The sequence below is a fragment of the Bradyrhizobium erythrophlei genome, assembly GCF_900142985.1.
Lineage (GTDB): Bacteria > Pseudomonadota > Alphaproteobacteria > Rhizobiales > Xanthobacteraceae > Bradyrhizobium > Bradyrhizobium erythrophlei_B.
The window spans coordinates 3566906-3582273 of sequence record NZ_LT670849.1; the positions used below are offsets into that span (position 1 = coordinate 3566906).

The 15368-nt window shown below is 62.2% G+C and carries 14 protein-coding genes; 5 read left to right on the forward strand and 9 right to left on the reverse strand.

What is annotated here, in order from left to right:
* Nucleotides 1–24: 24 nt before the first annotated feature.
* Entirely contained in the window at nucleotides 25–933 is a 909-nt protein-coding gene (locus BUA38_RS16595; RefSeq protein ID WP_072819301.1) for a transcriptional regulator GcvA, read from the reverse strand.
* A 110-nt stretch (nucleotides 934–1043) separates the two neighbouring features.
* Between BUA38_RS16595 and BUA38_RS16600 the strand changes: the two genes are divergently transcribed.
* Both BUA38_RS16600 and BUA38_RS16605 read left to right on the forward strand, forming a co-directional pair.
* A complete protein-coding gene (locus tag BUA38_RS16600; RefSeq protein ID WP_072819302.1) occupies nucleotides 1044–1247 on the forward strand; it encodes a DUF1127 domain-containing protein in 204 nt (67 codons plus the stop codon).
* A 74-nt stretch (nucleotides 1248–1321) separates the two neighbouring features.
* Complete coding sequence (locus tag BUA38_RS16605; protein ID WP_072826173.1) at nucleotides 1322–1936, forward strand: GNAT family N-acetyltransferase; 615 nt, start codon at nucleotides 1322–1324, stop codon at nucleotides 1934–1936.
* Nucleotides 1937–2106: 170 nt separating this feature from the next.
* Here BUA38_RS16605 and BUA38_RS16610 read toward each other — a convergent pair whose 3' ends face one another.
* Nucleotides 2107–2808 carry an SDR family NAD(P)-dependent oxidoreductase gene (locus tag BUA38_RS16610; RefSeq protein ID WP_072819303.1) on the reverse strand — a complete coding sequence of 234 codons (702 nt, stop codon included), beginning with the start codon at nucleotides 2806–2808 and terminating at the stop codon, nucleotides 2107–2109.
* A 78-nt stretch (nucleotides 2809–2886) separates the two neighbouring features.
* Here BUA38_RS16610 and BUA38_RS16615 point away from each other — a divergent pair, with 78 nt between their 5' ends.
* Entirely contained in the window at nucleotides 2887–4659 is a 1773-nt protein-coding gene (locus BUA38_RS16615) for an acyl-CoA dehydrogenase family protein (RefSeq protein ID WP_072819313.1), read from the forward strand.
* A gap of 113 nt (nucleotides 4660–4772) precedes the next feature.
* Nucleotides 4773–6722: a potassium transporter Kup gene (locus tag BUA38_RS16620; protein ID WP_244553264.1), complete on the forward strand. Its 1950-nt coding sequence runs from the start codon at nucleotides 4773–4775 to the stop codon at nucleotides 6720–6722.
* A gap of 9 nt (nucleotides 6723–6731) precedes the next feature.
* Here the strand turns inward: BUA38_RS16620 and BUA38_RS16625 are convergent, their stop codons facing one another.
* From BUA38_RS16625 to BUA38_RS16635, 3 genes are all read right to left on the reverse strand, one after another.
* The gene (locus BUA38_RS16625; RefSeq protein ID WP_072819315.1) at nucleotides 6732–8204 is read right to left on the reverse strand and encodes an amidase; all 1473 of its coding nucleotides are present in this window, start codon (nucleotides 8202–8204) and stop codon (nucleotides 6732–6734) included.
* A gap of 90 nt (nucleotides 8205–8294) precedes the next feature.
* Nucleotides 8295–9266 carry an iron exporter MbfA gene (mbfA, locus tag BUA38_RS16630; protein ID WP_072819317.1) on the reverse strand — a complete coding sequence of 324 codons (972 nt, stop codon included), beginning with the start codon at nucleotides 9264–9266 and terminating at the stop codon, nucleotides 8295–8297.
* A 78-nt stretch (nucleotides 9267–9344) separates the two neighbouring features.
* Nucleotides 9345–10478: an alpha/beta hydrolase gene (locus BUA38_RS16635; RefSeq protein WP_072826175.1), complete on the reverse strand. Its 1134-nt coding sequence runs from the start codon at nucleotides 10476–10478 to the stop codon at nucleotides 9345–9347.
* 97 nt (nucleotides 10479–10575) lie between these two features.
* Between BUA38_RS16635 and BUA38_RS16640 the strand changes: the two genes are divergently transcribed.
* On the forward strand, nucleotides 10576–11265 hold the full coding sequence (locus tag BUA38_RS16640; protein WP_072819319.1) for a nitroreductase: 690 nt from the start codon (nucleotides 10576–10578) through the stop codon (nucleotides 11263–11265).
* Nucleotides 11266–11325: 60 nt separating this feature from the next.
* Here the strand turns inward: BUA38_RS16640 and BUA38_RS16645 are convergent, their stop codons facing one another.
* From BUA38_RS16645 to BUA38_RS16660, 4 genes are all read right to left on the reverse strand, one after another.
* A complete protein-coding gene (locus BUA38_RS16645; RefSeq protein ID WP_072819321.1) occupies nucleotides 11326–11547 on the reverse strand; it encodes a hypothetical protein in 222 nt (73 codons plus the stop codon).
* Nucleotides 11548–11678: 131 nt separating this feature from the next.
* Nucleotides 11679–12458 carry an enoyl-CoA hydratase/isomerase family protein gene (locus tag BUA38_RS16650; protein ID WP_072819323.1) on the reverse strand — a complete coding sequence of 260 codons (780 nt, stop codon included), beginning with the start codon at nucleotides 12456–12458 and terminating at the stop codon, nucleotides 11679–11681.
* Nucleotides 12459–12481: 23 nt separating this feature from the next.
* Nucleotides 12482–13594 carry a cyclic nucleotide-gated ion channel gene (locus BUA38_RS16655; protein ID WP_072819325.1) on the reverse strand — a complete coding sequence of 371 codons (1113 nt, stop codon included), beginning with the start codon at nucleotides 13592–13594 and terminating at the stop codon, nucleotides 12482–12484.
* 15 nt (nucleotides 13595–13609) lie between these two features.
* Entirely contained in the window at nucleotides 13610–15007 is a 1398-nt protein-coding gene (locus BUA38_RS16660; RefSeq protein WP_072819327.1) for a TAXI family TRAP transporter solute-binding subunit, read from the reverse strand.
* Between the last annotated feature and the right edge of the window lie 361 nt (nucleotides 15008–15368).

Genomic DNA, 15368 nt, shown 5'->3' on the forward strand with positions numbered 1-15368 from the left:
TTGTAGCGGCTTGACCAACCGTAATCAGGCGACCTTCAGGCCGCCCTGGACCGAGGCCAGAAGCCATCGCCGAAACGCCGACAGCTTGGGCAATTCGGCGCGCGCCTGCGGCGACACGAGATAAAAGCCGGCATCGGCCGGCAGCGCGATCTTGAACGGCACCACCAGCCGACCCTTGGCGATGTCGTCCTGGACATAGGTGGTCCGGCCGAGCGCGACGCCGAGTCCGTCGATCGCGGCCTGCACGGTCATCAGGATCAGGTCGAAGCTCAGGCCCCGCTGCTTGGAAATATCGGTCGGCAGACCGGCCGCGGTTAGCCACAGCCGCCAGTCGTCGTCATAGCCACCGCTGCTGTGCAAAAGCGTGTGGTGGGCGAGGTCTTCCGGGCAGCGCAACGGCTTGTCGCCCTTCAATAGCTCCGGGCTGCACACTGGAAACAATTCGTCCGCTGTCAGCCAGTCGGCGCGCAGGCCGGACCAGTGTCCGCGGCCGTAGCGGATCGCGGCATCGACATCGTCGCGGCGGAAATCGACCAGGCTGGTCGAAGAGGTGATGCGGACGTCGATTTCGGGATGGGCCTGCTGAAAGCTCGATAGCCGCGGCAACAGCCATTTCGCCGCGAAGGATGCCAGCGTGGACACCGTCAGCACGCGGTCGCCGTCCTTGCGCAGCAGGCGGTCAGTGGCGAGCCTGAGATCGTTGAAGGCGGCGCGAATGCCCGGCAGGTATTCCCTGGCTTCGGCGGTCAGCGTCAGGCTGCGGTTCTGGCGAACGAACAGCCTGATCCCGAGCTCGGCTTCCAGCCGCCGGATCTGATGGCTGATCGCGGTCTGCGTGACGTTCAGTTCGGTGGCGGCCGCGGTGAAACTCAAATGCCGGGCGGCGGCCTCGAAGGCGCGTAATCCGTTGAGCGAGGGAAGGCGGGTGGCCATGGATGCCCATAAGCATGAATTTATCTCATGTATTATGGCTCAAAGTGTCGTTTGCCGCAACGCCAAAATCGCCGCATTTTGCATGAAATCATTGGATTTAGGAGGGCGAGATGTCCCTTTGCTTATCCGAGACTGTGACAAATAATCATGATTCGGGCGTTTTGGCCCGGATCAGCCATCAACTCCATATTTGGGCGGACCGCTGGCAGCAGCGTCACGAGCTCAGCCATTGGTCCGAGCGCGACCTGCATGATGTCGGGCTCTCCTGGAGCGAGGTGGTCCACGAGGCTGAGAAACCATTCTGGCGGGCTTGAACGCAGCCACGGCCGGCGTCGCCTCACCCCTCAAGGGACGCCGGCCTTGTTCTTCCAACCTGGTGGAGGCCGCCATGGCCACGATCAGTCTGCTCGAACACCCAAGGCACACCGACCACCTCAGGCTCCGCGACGGCAGGACGCTGACGGTCCGGTTTATCGGCGCCGACGAAGGCGAGGCGTTGCAACGCTACTTCCGCAATCTTTCGGTGGGTTCGCGCCACAGCCGCTTTCTCGGTGCGATGAGCGAACTGCCGCCGGGCGAACTCGGCCATTTCCTTCATGTCGGCGAGAACAACCGCTTCAGCGTACTCGCGACGGTGACGACGGACGGCCGCGAGACCATCGTCGGCGAAGCCCGTTATGGTTTCGAGGCCGAGAGTGGGCGTTTTGAGTTCGGCATTTCCGTCGACGACCTTTGGCACGGCCAGGGCATCGGCGCGGCGCTGATCGGCAATCTGGAGTGCCGCGCGGCGGCGCTCGGTGCGCATGTCATGTTCGGCGACACCTTGCGTTCCAACGAGGCGATGATCTCGCTGGCGCGGAAAATCGGCTACACCTTCATGCGCCATCCGGACGACTGGAAGCTGGTGCGCTTCGAAAAGCCGATCGATTCGATCGCGGAGGAAATTCCCTGCGCAAGCTGGAAGCTCGTCGCCGCGCAGCGCGCGCTCGAGGCTGTGGCGTAAAACCCTCAGCGTCATTGCGAGCGTTAGCGAAGCAATCCAGATAAAGATGCTGGATTGCTTCCGCGTACGCGCAAAGCTGCTTCGGCGGACTGCTACCCCGCGAAGCTCGACAGCGAGCGGAGAGGGGTCGTCGCTTTGCTCCTCGCAATGACAAAGAAACGTCTCTTATCTCAAAACCTCTCGACCCAGGGCCGCAATTCCACTTCCCAGCTCCAGGCGCTGCGCGGCTGTTGCAATACGTTCCAGTAGCTCAACGCAATCGCGTCGGGATCGAGCATCGAATCCGGCTTGTCGGCGGGCTCGGCCCGGGCGGCACTGCGAATGCCGCCATCGATGACGAAGTGCGCGATGTGAATGCCCTGCGGCGATAATTCGCGCGCCATGCTCTGCGCCAGGCCGCGCAGCGCGAATTTCCCCATCGCGAACGGCGCGGACTGCGCATAGCCCTTGACGCTCGCGGAGGCGCCCGTGAACAGGATCGCGCCGCGCTTGTTCGGCAGCATGCGCTTGGCGGCCTGCTGGGCCACCAGAAAGCCGCCGAACGCGCTCACCGTGATCGCCTGCGCTACATCAGCCGGCACCAGATCGACGAACGGCCCACGCGTCCGTCCGCTCGCATTGTAAACCACCACATCCGGCGTGCCGCTCTCGCGTTCGACCAGGCCGAACAGCCGTTCGACTTCCTCAGGGTCGGCTGCGTTGCAGGCATAGGCGCGCGCGCCGGTTTCCGAACACAGCGCGCCGAGCTTTTCGATGCTGCGGGATGCAAGCGCGACCTTGATCCCCTCGCGCGCAAACAGACGCGCCAGCGAGGCGCTGATCCCGGCGCCGGCACCGACAATCAGGGCGTTCTTGTATTTTGGCATCTCCATCGGATGTTCCTTGTTTTACCCGGGGTGGGATGTGCGATAGTTCGCCTCAACAAATGAGGAAGCGGCCGAGGGAATTCAATGCAGGACCCGCAAAATCGCGTTGCCAATTGGAATTCTGAGCCAGGCTTGCTGGCGCCGGATACGTCAGGCATGAATTTTTATCGTGCGGACCCTGCGCTTTCCGACCTCTTGCGTATCCACCTGCCGGAGGCGCTGTTTCGCCATATCGAACCGCATCTGGATCGCCTCGGCGGGCTCGCCGGCGGCCATCTCGATGAATGTGCACGGCTCGCCGATCGCCACGTGCCGGTGCTGCATCAGCGCGACCGCTTCGGCCGTGACGCGCAATGGATCGAATATCATCCGGCCTATCGCGAGCTTGAACGCGCTGCGTTCGGCGAATTCGGCATCCATGCGATGTCGCTGCGCAAGGGCATTCTCGGCTGGCCCGATAAATATCCTGTCGTCGCCAAGCACGCCTTTACGTTTTTGTTCAACCAGGCCGAGTTCGGGATGGGCTGCCCGATCAACGTCACCGATGGCTGCGCCAAGTTGCTCGCGAATTTCGGCAGCGAGGCGCTGAAGGCAAAGTATCTCGATGGTCTGACATCGACGGACATGGACAGACTGACCCAGGGCGGCCAGTTCATGACCGAAAAGGAAGGCGGCTCCGATGTCGGCACGCTGACGACATCAGCCGTGCCGGAGGGCGATCACTGGCGGCTCTATGGCGAGAAATGGTTTTGCTCGAACGCCGACGCCAGGGTCGTGATGCTGCTGGCGCGCCCGGAAGGGGCGGGACCGGGCACGCGCGGCGTCGGTCTGTTCTTGATGCCGCGCACGCTGGATGACGGCTCGCCCAACGCTTACCGGATCGTGCGGCTGAAGGACAAGCTCGGCACGCGCTCGATGGCCTCGGGCGAGATCAAGCTCGAAGGCGCGATCGCTTACGCGGTCGGCCGACTCGACCGCGGCTTCGTGCAGATGGCCGAGATGGTGAATTCCTCGCGGCTGTCGAACGGCGTGAAGTCTACCGCGCTGATGCGGCGCGCCTACCACGACGCGACGACGGTCGCCCGTAACCGCGTGGTGTTCGGCAGCCGCATCATAGATCTGCCGCTGGCGCGACGGCAATTGATGAAGATCATGCTGGCCACTGAGCAGGCGCTGTCGATGAGTTTCCTCACCGCCGACGCGCTCGACCGCGCCGAAGCCGGCAGTCAGGATGCCGCGGCGCTGTTGCGGATTTTGACGCCGACGCTGAAGTTTCGCGCCACGCGCGATGCCCGCAAGGTCTGCGGCGATGCGATGGAGATGCGCGGCGGCATCGGCTACATCGAGGAATTCGCGACCGCGCGGCTGCTGCGCGACGCGCATCTCGGTTCGATCTGGGAAGGCACCGGCAACATCGTCGCGATCGATGCGCTGAAGCGCGCGGTCGGCCGTCACGGCGCGGACGCGGCGCTGTCAGCCGATCTGAATGCAAGGCTCGATGACAGCGCCAATGTACCAAGCGCCTTCCGCGATCGCTTGCGCGGGCTTGCCGACTCCGCCGTTCGATTTGCCAAAGAGGTCGCGGGCCGCAGCGAAAACGAAGCCGAGGCCCGCCGCGCCACCAGTCTTCTCTATCATGTCGCAAGCGCGGTTGCGCTGGCGTGGGAGGCTGGTCGTATTCACGAGGCGCGCGGCGATGCGCGCCGCCTGCTGTTGTCGCGGTTCGTGATCGATCACCGCCTTTCGCCTGGCGATCCGTTCCGGCTTGGCGATGACGGCAGGCAACACGCGATCACCGAACTCCTGCTCGGTGACCGCGCCGTCGGCATGAAAGAGGCTGGCGACCTCGTCGGCTAGGTTTTGATACGGCTTGGAAGATATTGCGGGATTGTTTCCGCTCCGTGAGCTGACACGGCACGGCGCTTGCATTTGAGAGGACAGGTGTTCTGTCCTCTATGCGAGGTGCAGCTTTGAGCGGCTTGATCGATCGCTCGGTGACAAGTTTCGGCTTCGACCGTCAGGAGCCCGTGCTCGGTCACGAGAAAGAGCTGCATCATGCTGGCAGCCCGTGGTTTTTGGCCCTGACTGCGCTCGGCGTGGTGTTCGGCGATATTGGCACCAGCCCGCTTTATGCCTTCCAGGTAGCGCTGACCGGGCTAGGCCACCCGGCACCTACCGCAGCCGAGACCACCGGGATCGTATCGCTCATTCTTTGGGCGCTGATGGCCATGGTCTCCCTGAAATATGTGATTTTCATCCTGCGCGCTGACAATGAAGGCGAGGGCGGCATTCTGGCGCTGCTGTCGTTGGTTGCGGCGGACAAGGTCGCGGACGGCGGGAAACTTCCCCTCCTGGTGCTGCTCGGCGTAGTCGGCGCGTCGCTGCTTTACGGGGACGGCGTCATCACGCCAGCCATCTCCGTACTGTCGGCGATGGAGGGTTTGAAATTGGTCGCACCGACCTTCGAGCACTTCATCCTGCCGGCTACCATCGCGATCCTGGTCGGCCTTTTCATGATCCAGCGTCACGGTACCGAGAGCATCGGAAAACTGTTCGGCCCGGTCATGGTGGCGTGGTTCGTCGTGATCGGTCTGCTCGGCATCGTCAACATCGTTGCTGCGCCGGCGATCCTTCGCGCGGTCAATCCGCTCGAGGCCGCGCATTTCTTGCTCGGCGATCCCAAGGTCGCCTTTGTCGTGATCGGCGCCGTCTTCCTCGCGCTGACCGGAGGAGAGGCGCTCTATGCCGACATGGGCCATGTCGGCGCGACCGCGATCCGACGCGCATGGTTCGGGCTGGTGCTGCCGGCGCTGCTCTTGAATTATTTCGGGCAGGGCGCGCTGATCCTGGCCGATCCGTCCGCTGCCGATAATCCCTTCTACAAGCTCGTACCTGGCTGGGCGCTGATCCCGATGGTGGGTCTGGCGACGCTGGCCACCATCATCGCTTCGCAGGCGTTGGTGTCCGGCGTGTTCTCGCTGACACGCCAGGCGATGCAGATGGGCGTATGCCCGCGGGTACGTATCACCCCAACCTCTTACGATGAGGCCGGCCAGGTCTATGTGCCTGCCGCCAACTGGCTGTTGATGACCGGCACGCTGTTGACGGTGGTGCTGTTTCGCTCGTCCGACAATCTTGCCGCGGCCTACGGCATCGCGGTGTCCGGCACCATGTTGATTACGACCATCCTGCTCTACCGGGTCGCCGTGTCGCGATGGAAGTGGCCGCAAGGCCTCGCGATTCCCGTCATCGCCATCTTCGGCGCGATCGATGCTGCCTTTCTGGTTTCCAACTCGCTGAAGATCGTCGAGGGCGGCTGGTTTCCGCTACTGGTCGGCACGCTGATCGCAACGCTGATGCTGTCATGGCGCAAGGGATCCTCCGAGGTACGGCGCCGCCTGCACGAGATGTCGATGCCACTCAACGAGTTCCTGGACTATGCGGACAAGGCGGTGATTGGTCGCGCGCCCGGCATGGGCGTCTGGCTCACCAAGGTCGAGCATGGCGCTTCGCCGATGCTGCTGCGTCACATCGAGCATAACCGCGTGCTGCATCAGACGGTGGTGCTGCTTACGTTCGTGCCCGATCGCCGGCCGCGCGTGCCCTTCGGCGATCGTCACTCCGTGCACCGCCTCGGTCACGGCTTCTATCGCATCCAGGTGCGGCTCGGCTTCATGCAGACGCCGGACATCCCGCTGACCTTGATTAATTGCAACAAGCTTGGCTTCGACGGCGACCTTGACCACAAGAACTATTATCTCGCGCATGAGACCATCGTCCGCCGCGAGGCCGGATCATCGATGAATCCCTTGACCTTCGCGCTGTTCTCTTTCCTCAACAGGATCGCCAGCCGCGCACCCGACTTCTTCAAGATTCCGCACGACGCCGTGATCGAAGTCGGTTTCCGCGTCGAGGCCTGAAGCCGATCTCTAGTCGTTGAAGTCAGGCGGTGGCACGAAGCCGCCGAACTCGCGTTCGATCAATTCCGCAAGCTTGATCGGCGTGCGATCCTCCAGCCACGGACCGATGATCTGCGCGCCGACCGGCAAGCCGTTGGGCGAAAAACCGATCGGGATTGCGGTCGCAGGCAGACCGGTGAGATTGGCGACGGCCTGCCACGCCATCTGGTCGGCAAATGGAAATTCCTTGCCATCGATCATGATGCGGCGACTTTCCTGCTCGGCGGTGTGATCATGGGGAAAAGCCGGCGTCGGCATCACAGGGCATATCACGGCATCGAAGCTTTCGAACAACGCGCGCCACTTCGCCCGCAACTGCGCGCGTGCGCTCTCCGCCATCACGAAGTCCCGATGGCTGAATGCGATGCCGCGCAGCCGCTCGGCCTGTCCGCTCCGGTCGTCGGCGGGAAGACTGGCCGCGGCCGCAACCGCGCCCTCATAAATCTCCGGCGCGAAACCGACCGAGAGCGCCGACATCAGCATCCGCATGAAGAGAGCAGACGTCGCTGCAAAATCCGGCCAGAGTGGACTTTCGCGCGCAATTTGCACACCGGCTTTGCCGAGATTGGATGCAAGCCTGTCGATCGCTGAGCGCACAACCGTATCGGTCGGCAGCATCGCTTCGCTGTCGATCACGAGTATGCGGAAGCTCTTCAAGTCAGCATGGCAGGGCGGCGGCAATGACAGCTGGTAGGCCTTGCCGGAGTCAAGTGGATCTGGTCCCGCGACGACGTCGAGCAAGAGCGAGAGGTCCGCCGCCGAGCGTGCCATCGGGCCGATCGATCCCATGTCGCGATCGCTGGGCAGCGCCGGAAATGGCGGCGGCACATGACCGCGGAAAGGCACCAACCCCTGCGTGGATTTGTGCGCGAAGACGCCGCAGTGAAAAGCCGGCGCGCGTAACGATCCGGCGAGATCGGTGCCGATCGAGAGCGAACCGTAGCCTGTCGCGAGTGCCGCGCTCGACCCGCCAGAAGAGCCGCCGGGCGTACGGCCGAGATCGTAAGGATTATTCGTGGTGCCGTAGATGTCGTTGTAGCTTTGCCAATCGCCGAGCCCGAGCGGCACGTTCGTCTTGCCGAGGATGACGCCGCCGGCGTCCTTGATACGTGTGATCGCGAGCGCATCTTCTTTCGGGTGAAAATCCTTTTGCGCCGGAATGCCCCAGGTCGTCGGTGTTCCCACGAGATTGAAGGATTCCTTCACCGTCATGGGAATGCCGAGCAGCGGCTTGTTCTCGCCGCGTCCGCGCGCGGCGTCGGCCGCGCGGGCAGATGTGAGCGCGCGCTCGAAATCACGCACGCAAACCGCGTTGACTTTTGTGTCGTGACGTTCGATGCGGCTGATCGCGTGTTCCGTCAGTTCGACGGCGGAGACCTTCTTCTGCGCGAGCGCTTCGGATAATTCGGAGGCGGTCGCAAAACTCCACGGTGATGTCGCCACGTCATCCCTCCCGGTCTAACCTTCGTTCGCGCGGAATATGCGCAGCCGAGATGACAGCCGCTAGACCGGGATTGCTGTCGTTCGATTTCTCTATGCGGCCCCGATCAAAATACCGACGCCAAGCACGATGACGCCGCCAAGCACGATCTGGAACACGGCCTGCAGGAACGGCGTATCCATATAGCGCGCGCGGATATAGGCGATCGCCCACAATTCGACGAACACCACGATTCCGGCGATCGCGGTTGCAATCCAGAATGCATTAGCCCAGCGATCGGGCACCAGATACGGCATGGTGTGTCCGAGGCCGCCAAGTGCGGTCATCAGGCCGCAGGTCAGGCCGCGCAGCCATGGCGAACCACGCCCCGTGAGCGAGCCGTCATCGGACAAGGCTTCCGCAAATCCCATGCTGATGCCGGCGCCGATCGAAGCGGCAAGACCAACGAGAAAGGTTTGCGAGTTCTGGTGAGTGGCGAACGCAGCGGCAAACAGCGGCGCCAGCGTCGAGACCGATCCGTCCATCAGCCCGGCGAGGCCCGGCTGCACATATTGCAGCACGAATACGCGCCGGCGCGTCCTGTCTTCTTCCTCACGTACGTCGGGCGTGAGAATCTCGTCGGTCAGTTTCGCTGCGACGTGCTCGTGGCCTTTTTCGGCTTCGGCAAGGTCGGCGAGCAACCGGCGCACGCCGACGTCCTGGGTCTGCTCGGCGGCCTTGATGTAAAACCGCTCGGCCTCGAACTCCATCGTCGCGGCCTCTTTTCGAATGGTCTCGAGCGAGAGGTTCTTGGTCAGCCAGATCGGGCGGCGGCGCAAAAAGCCCTTGACGTTGTCGCGCCGGATCGGCGGCAGATTTTGGCCAAATCGCTGTTCGTACATTTCGAGCAGCATGTGACGGTGGCCTTTTTCTTCCTCCGCCATCTGCTCGAACAGCTTGGCGGATTCCGGATAGCGCTCCGCGAGGTCTTCCGCGAAACTCATGTAAATGCGGCTGTCTTCCTCTTCGGAGGCGATTGCCACCGCCAGCACTTCCCGCTCTGTCAAATCGGCAAATTTCTTCACGGCGTGGCCCTTGGTATCAGTTTAGAATGATTCTAAATCCGATATAGCAGGTCCCAAGCCAAGGTCAAACATTCAGGTTCAAAAACGCACGATGAATTGCAGCAGCAAGCGGCTGACCTCCTCCGGCTGCTCCTGCTGCACCCAGTGCCCGGCCCCGTCGACCAGGTGAACGTCGGTCATCCGCGTGCAGGCGGTCGTCTGCATGGTCTCGAATACGCCGGGACGCTGATGGGTCCCCCAATCCTGCTTGCCCGAGATAAAGCAGGACGGCACGTCGATGCTCCTGCCAGACCAGGTCTCGAGTTCTGCGGTGAATGCGCCGCGATACCATTGCAAGCCGCCCTGGAATCCGGTGCGCTGATATTCGGCGCTGTAGACCGCGAGCTCATGGTCGGGGAGCCAGGTATTGGCGGCGATTTGTTCCTTGGACGGCATTTCTTGCGCCACCGTCTCCGACATGGTTTTCGCGAGATCCATCACGTAATAGGTCGGGAGCTTCGCAAGCTCAGCCGCCGACCAGGATTTCAGCGGATGCGGCCGGTTGTCTTTCCAGTCCGCGCTCTTGTGATGGTAATAGGCGCGCAGGAAATCATGTACGCCCTGAGGCGCGCGCCACATGTCGTCGTTGGCCTCGCGCGTCGAATAGTGCCAGTGATAGTGCTTGCGCGGACGCGGCAGGGCGGCGAGTTCTTGGTGAACGGGGTCGATGCGCTTTGGCGGTAACGGCGCATCCGCGATGCCGAATGCAAGCTGTGGCGCACCTGCAAAGGGCGCGCTCATCAGCACCACCGAGCGGAACACGTCGGGCCGGATAATCCCGCACCAGGCCGCAACCGAGCTGCCGAAATCATGCCCGACCACGGCCGCTACCGAGCGATGGCCGAACGCCGCGACGACGCCAAGCGCGTCGTGCACCAGGTTGGGCAGGCCAAACGAACGGAGATCTCCGTCGAAACTGCCATCCCAGCCGGTGGTGCGGCCATAGCCGCGCTGGTCCGGCGCAAGCACGTGATAGCCGGCCTGCGCCAGCGCGGGCATCACCTTGCGCCAGCTATAGCTGAGTTCCGGGAAGCCATGCAGCAACAGAACGCAAGGCCGGTCCCGGCTTTCAAAGCCGGCCTCCAGCACATGCATGGTGAGGCCGTTGATGCCTTCGACGAAGCGCGAACGGATGCCTGAGGGGAGCGGGAGGGGCGGATAGCTGGTCGTCATGTTCATCGTTCCGGAGCTGACGTTTCAAGGCTGGCGACTTGCCTCTGCCAGTGATCCACGTTTAGCGTGAGAGCAAGACCGAAAAAAGGACGCTTCGATGCAACGAAAAGACGAGGAACGGATCGCCGTTCTGGAGGAACTGCTCGGCGAGCGCTTTTCCTGCCGCGCCTTCAGGCCTGATCCCGTGCCGCGACCGGTCATCGAGCGAATATTGAAAGCGGCACAGCGCACCGCGTCCTGGTGCAACAGCCAGCCGTGGCAGGTCGTGATCGCAAGCGGCGAGGCCAAAGAAAAGTTTCGGAAAGCCATCTATGCGTCGGCGGCCTCAGGCGTCGATGATGGCGATTTTCCGTTCCCGCGGGAATATCGCGGCGTGTACCTGCAGCGGCGGCGGGAGAGCGGCTTTCAGCTCTACAACACGCTTGGCATCGCCAAGGGCGACAAGGCCGCTTACGCGAAACAGGCGCTGGAGAATTTCAATTTCTTCGGCGCGCCGCACGTCGCCATCATCCACACCGACGAGGCCCTTGGCGTTTATGGTGCGATCGACTGCGGCGCCTATGTCAGCAATTTCATGTTGGCAGCGCAAGCGCTCGGCCTCGGCACGATTCCGCAAGCCGCGCTCGCGCATCAATCAGGTTTGATCCGGCGTCATTTCGATATCGGCGACGACCGACGCGTGGTGTGCGGCATATCCTTTGGCTTTGCAGACCGCGATCACCGTATCAACAGCTATCGCACGACGCGCGCCGAAGTGGCGGAGGCGGCAACTTTTGTTGACACATAAAGCGATGAGAGAAGCCCCGATCGTTTCACCGTTCGGGGCTTCATTGTGTTTTGAAGCGGATCAGTAGCAAACGTTGACCATACGCACGCGCAGGCCGTGGCGGGTCTGTACAACCCGCTCCTGATAGCAATCGTTCACGCCGGTGTTGATGTAGAGGCCGCCGAAGCCGAAGCCGTGGTGCCAGCCGCCATGAAAGCCGCGAGCAGAAGCGGAAGCCGGCGCAAGCGCTGCCGCGGCAAGAGAGGCCGCAGCGATCAGTCCGAGGGTAATCTTGCGAGTCATTGTCGTAATCTCCAGTGTTTAACGAGCCATTGTTATGTCCCGATCGTTGGTCGGGGCGTCTGTGCGGCGCGTTCAATCGAGAACAGAGGAGTTTGGTTTCAGGACGGTTTCATCATCGCAAGAACGAAGGCTCAAAACTTCGGCGGGCGCTTCTCGGCAAAGGCCTTGATGCCTTCCTTGATTTCGTCGCCGCGCATGCTGTCGCGGGCGCGGCGATCGGCGGCCGCTTCGTCAAGCCTGCCGCGCGCGATTTCATGGATCGTCTGCTTCATGCCGCGCATGGCGATCGGCGCATTGCCAGCCAGAATGTTGGCCAGCCGGTCGACTTCCTCGTCGAGGGCCTCGGCGGGCACGACCGAAGTGAGATAGCCGATCCGCAACATTTCCGGCGCGCCGATCTTCTCGGCGGTCAGGAACAGCCGCTTGGCGTTATCGAGCCCGAGCCGCGCCACGTAGCGCGCGATCCCGCTCTTGTAATAGTGCAAACCGAGCCGCGCCGCGGGCATGAACATTTCGCAGGTATCGACGCCGATGCGGAAATCGCAGGCGAGCGCAAGATCGGTCGAACCGCCGTAAACGCCGCCATTGAGCCGGCAGATCGTGGGGATGCCGATATCCTCCAGCCGGTTCACGACGGCTTCAAAGGCCGAGCCCGCGCTTTTCTGTTCGACGTCGCTAACTGCGCGCTCGGCGACCGAATTGAGATCGTAACCCGCGCTGAACGCACGGCCGGTGCCGGTCAGCACGAGAACGCGCAGCCCTGAATCAGCCTCGATCTCCGTAAACAGCCTCATAAGAACGTCGAGATCGTCGGCTTGCAGGCGATTGAGATGTCTTGGCCGGTTCAATCGAATGGCGGCGCGGGCGCCCTGGCGATCAAGCACCGGCGGGCTTGCGTCGTTTTCCGACATTCTTGTCTCCGCTGTTTATTTCGCTACTTGTTTTCCTGCGCACGCCGCTTCGCTTCGGCTTCAATCGTTTCGGCGAGATCGGGATGCCGGGCCATCAACAGCCGAAAGTCGACGAGGTCAAGCACCAATAGCTGCGACACCCGCGTCGTCGTGATATTGGCCGAGCGCAGGTTGTTGCCCAGAAGCGCCATTTCGCCGAAGAACGCGCCTTCGCCAAGCGCCACTTTCTTGCCCGGAAGGTCGACCTCGACCTCGCCGTTGGCGATGAAATACATGCAGTCGCCGCTCTGGCCTTTGCGAATGATGGTGGTTCGCGGCGGAAGATCGATGGTCCGCAGCATCTGGGTGACGTCGGCGATCGCAGACGAGCCGAGCGTGGCGAAGAACGGCACCTTGCTCACGTGCTCCCAGGTCCGCAGGAAATTATCGCGGCGCGTTTCCGCGGCAAAGCCGGTGGCGAGAATGCCGGTCCACAGGCCGAATACGCCGAGGCCACAGATCATGACGGCGGCGGCGATGATGCGGCCGAGCGGCGTGATCGGGACCACGTCGCCATATCCGGTCGTGGTCAGGGTCGCCACTGCCCACCAAAGCGCTGCAGGTACGCTGCCGAAGGCGGCCGGTTGCACCTCGTGCTCCAGGACAAACTCCGCGACGGAAGCCAGGAACAGCACGGTGAGAAAAATAACAAGCACACTCAGCAGTGGACCGGATTCCTGAACGATGACCCGGCGCAATTGCCGCAAGCCGCGAATGCCGGGCACGACCTTGAGCACCCAGAACATGCCGAGCAGCCAGGCGCTTCTTGGACTGATCTCGGCCACCAGGGCGACAGGCACCGCGAGCGCGGAAGCCATATCCACGATTCCCCGGAACGAAAGGATGTAGGCAGGCCGGCGGCCGATATTTGCGGCATGGCGGAGCCTGATCACCCATTCAAAGACGAAAAAAGCCAGGCACGCCCACAGCGCAGTGTAGATCAGGTAATGCAGGGCCGGGTAGGCCGGATCGACCGTCAACAGCACGATCGCGACAACGCCGCAAGTGACGGCAACATAGGCTGCGCTCGTCATGTTGCGGCCGGTTGTTGCGGTCACAAACTGATCGAAAACCGGGAAAGTGGACGATCTGGACATCGGGCGCGCTGTCTCTTAGGCGCTTTGCGCGGTTTTGACGACTACCACGTTGTCGTCGTGCCCGCCCTGCCGCTTCAGGCTCTCGCGCCGCAAGCCGATCTCGTCGCGCACGAATTCATATCCAAGCTTGAAGGTATCCAGCCCATCGCTGGAAATGGTGCCGTCGCGAAGTCCGATCACGACACCGCGAAGCACGCGTTCAAGCTCATCCTGAAGGCTGTCGAGCGCCTCCATGCTCTTTGCATCCGCGGCCCGCTCGCCGATGTCGAGGATGGCGGTTGCGAGTTCGCTGGCCTTTTCCGGCGCGACCCGCGTAACCTTGGTGTAGAGCGCGACAAACAGCGAGCCGATCACGCTGAGTGCGGCGACGCCCAGATAGAACAGGTCGCTGTAGCGTTCGAGGAATGATTTGGCGGTGTCGTTGATATATTCGGTGACGCCTTGATGGGCGACGACGAGGGCGGTCTTGTCGACGTCGGCCGGTTCGATCTTGGTGGCAAAGCCGTCGTCGAGCGCAAGCTCTGCCTTGTTTTCATAGATGGTGCGCGCAAGGTCGCCTGCGGTGTTCGCCGACATGGTGGTCTGTCCGACCAGGAGCCATTGCAGCCCGACCGTGTCGAGATCATCGTCGGGAATCTGCGGCGTCGAGGACAACAACCCCGTGGCCAGCGTCTCCTCCAGAATTCCAGGATGGCGCCGGCTCAAGGCCTTCGCCTCGTCGACGGCGTTCACTGTGAATGGCGCCCGCTTGGCGATCTGTTCGAAGTTCTTGTCCTTCACGATCGCGGATGCATGGTCGACCGCGATGACGGCGCCATAGCCGCCAGAGGCGAACAGCTTGTCGAGTGTTGCATTCGCCGGCGCCAGTTGCAGCCGCGAAGTGGCATCCGAGCCCTCTGCTATGTCGAGAACATTGCGCACAAAGGCGAGATTGTTGCCGCTTGCCAACACGGCGACTTTCTTTTTCTTCAGTTCCGCCAGCGATTTGATCTTCTTGTCGCCGGGACTGATCAGCATCAGCACGTCGTGCTCAAGAATGGCGATCGAGCGGGCGCGAGGTGGAATTTTCGCATCGGTTCGCAACACGGCGAGATCCGCCAGTTTCCGGTCGAATTGGCCGAGCGCCTTGGCATTGTCGGCATTACGGACGATCTTGACCTGAAGCCGCGACGAGGTTGCCTTGAGCATGGCAGCCAATCTGGCGGCAAACCGCGCCTCGGGCCCGCTCGCTTCGCCCACGGCAAAGACCAGCGTTTCGGAATCCCTGAGCAGAATGCGGCCGCCCCACACGGTTGCGACCGTCAGAATCAAGGTCAGCGCGGCAAACAGGACCACCTGTCGGCGGTTGCTGTTGAGAAGCGGCGGACGCGAGTGGCGCGTGTCGGGTGATGATGTCGGGACTTCAGCACTCATGGCTCATATCCGCAACCTTAGGGCGCCTTCGATAGCGCAAGCGGCGCCGAAAATTGCCCGAACGACGTCCTAAATGTCTAAAAAAGAACGATAATTTTATAAGGGTGCATGATATCCGCATAACGGTGGATTGCAATCAAGCTGCCGCAGGTAACCTTACCGGTGGCTGCGCGCATCGGCCACACCCTGTGTTTTTCGAAAGCGACGGTGGTGCATTCCGAACCGGGAGATGTCATAAAATGGGGAACCCCGCGTGTATTTGTCGGGGGTTCAACAAGAAGAAGTCGCGCTGAAGCCGCCGTTTATTTTCAATCTTTCAAGTCCGAGGGCTTCAGCTTTGTCGTTTCCCCCCATGTCCGCA

Coding starts and splice junctions, on each gene's coding strand:
- BUA38_RS16640 (WP_072819319.1), top strand. CDS start 10,576: ATGCAACGAAAAGACGAGGAACGGATCGCCGTTCTGGAGGAACTGCTC.
- BUA38_RS16660 (WP_072819327.1), bottom strand. CDS start 15,007: ATGAGTGCTGAAGTCCCGACATCATCACCCGACACGCGCCACTCGCGT.
- BUA38_RS16645 (WP_072819321.1), bottom strand. CDS start 11,547: ATGACTCGCAAGATTACCCTCGGACTGATCGCTGCGGCCTCTCTTGCC.
- BUA38_RS16650 (WP_072819323.1), bottom strand. CDS start 12,458: ATGTCGGAAAACGACGCAAGCCCGCCGGTGCTTGATCGCCAGGGCGCC.
- BUA38_RS16615 (WP_072819313.1), top strand. CDS start 2,887: ATGCAGGACCCGCAAAATCGCGTTGCCAATTGGAATTCTGAGCCAGGC.
- BUA38_RS16655 (WP_072819325.1), bottom strand. CDS start 13,594: ATGTCCAGATCGTCCACTTTCCCGGTTTTCGATCAGTTTGTGACCGCA.
- BUA38_RS16610 (WP_072819303.1), bottom strand. CDS start 2,808: ATGGAGATGCCAAAATACAAGAACGCCCTGATTGTCGGTGCCGGCGCC.
- BUA38_RS16605 (WP_072826173.1), top strand. CDS start 1,322: ATGGCCACGATCAGTCTGCTCGAACACCCAAGGCACACCGACCACCTC.
- BUA38_RS16635 (WP_072826175.1), bottom strand. CDS start 10,478: ATGACGACCAGCTATCCGCCCCTCCCGCTCCCCTCAGGCATCCGTTCG.
- BUA38_RS16600 (WP_072819302.1), top strand. CDS start 1,044: ATGTCCCTTTGCTTATCCGAGACTGTGACAAATAATCATGATTCGGGC.
- BUA38_RS16595 (WP_072819301.1), bottom strand. CDS start 933: ATGGCCACCCGCCTTCCCTCGCTCAACGGATTACGCGCCTTCGAGGCC.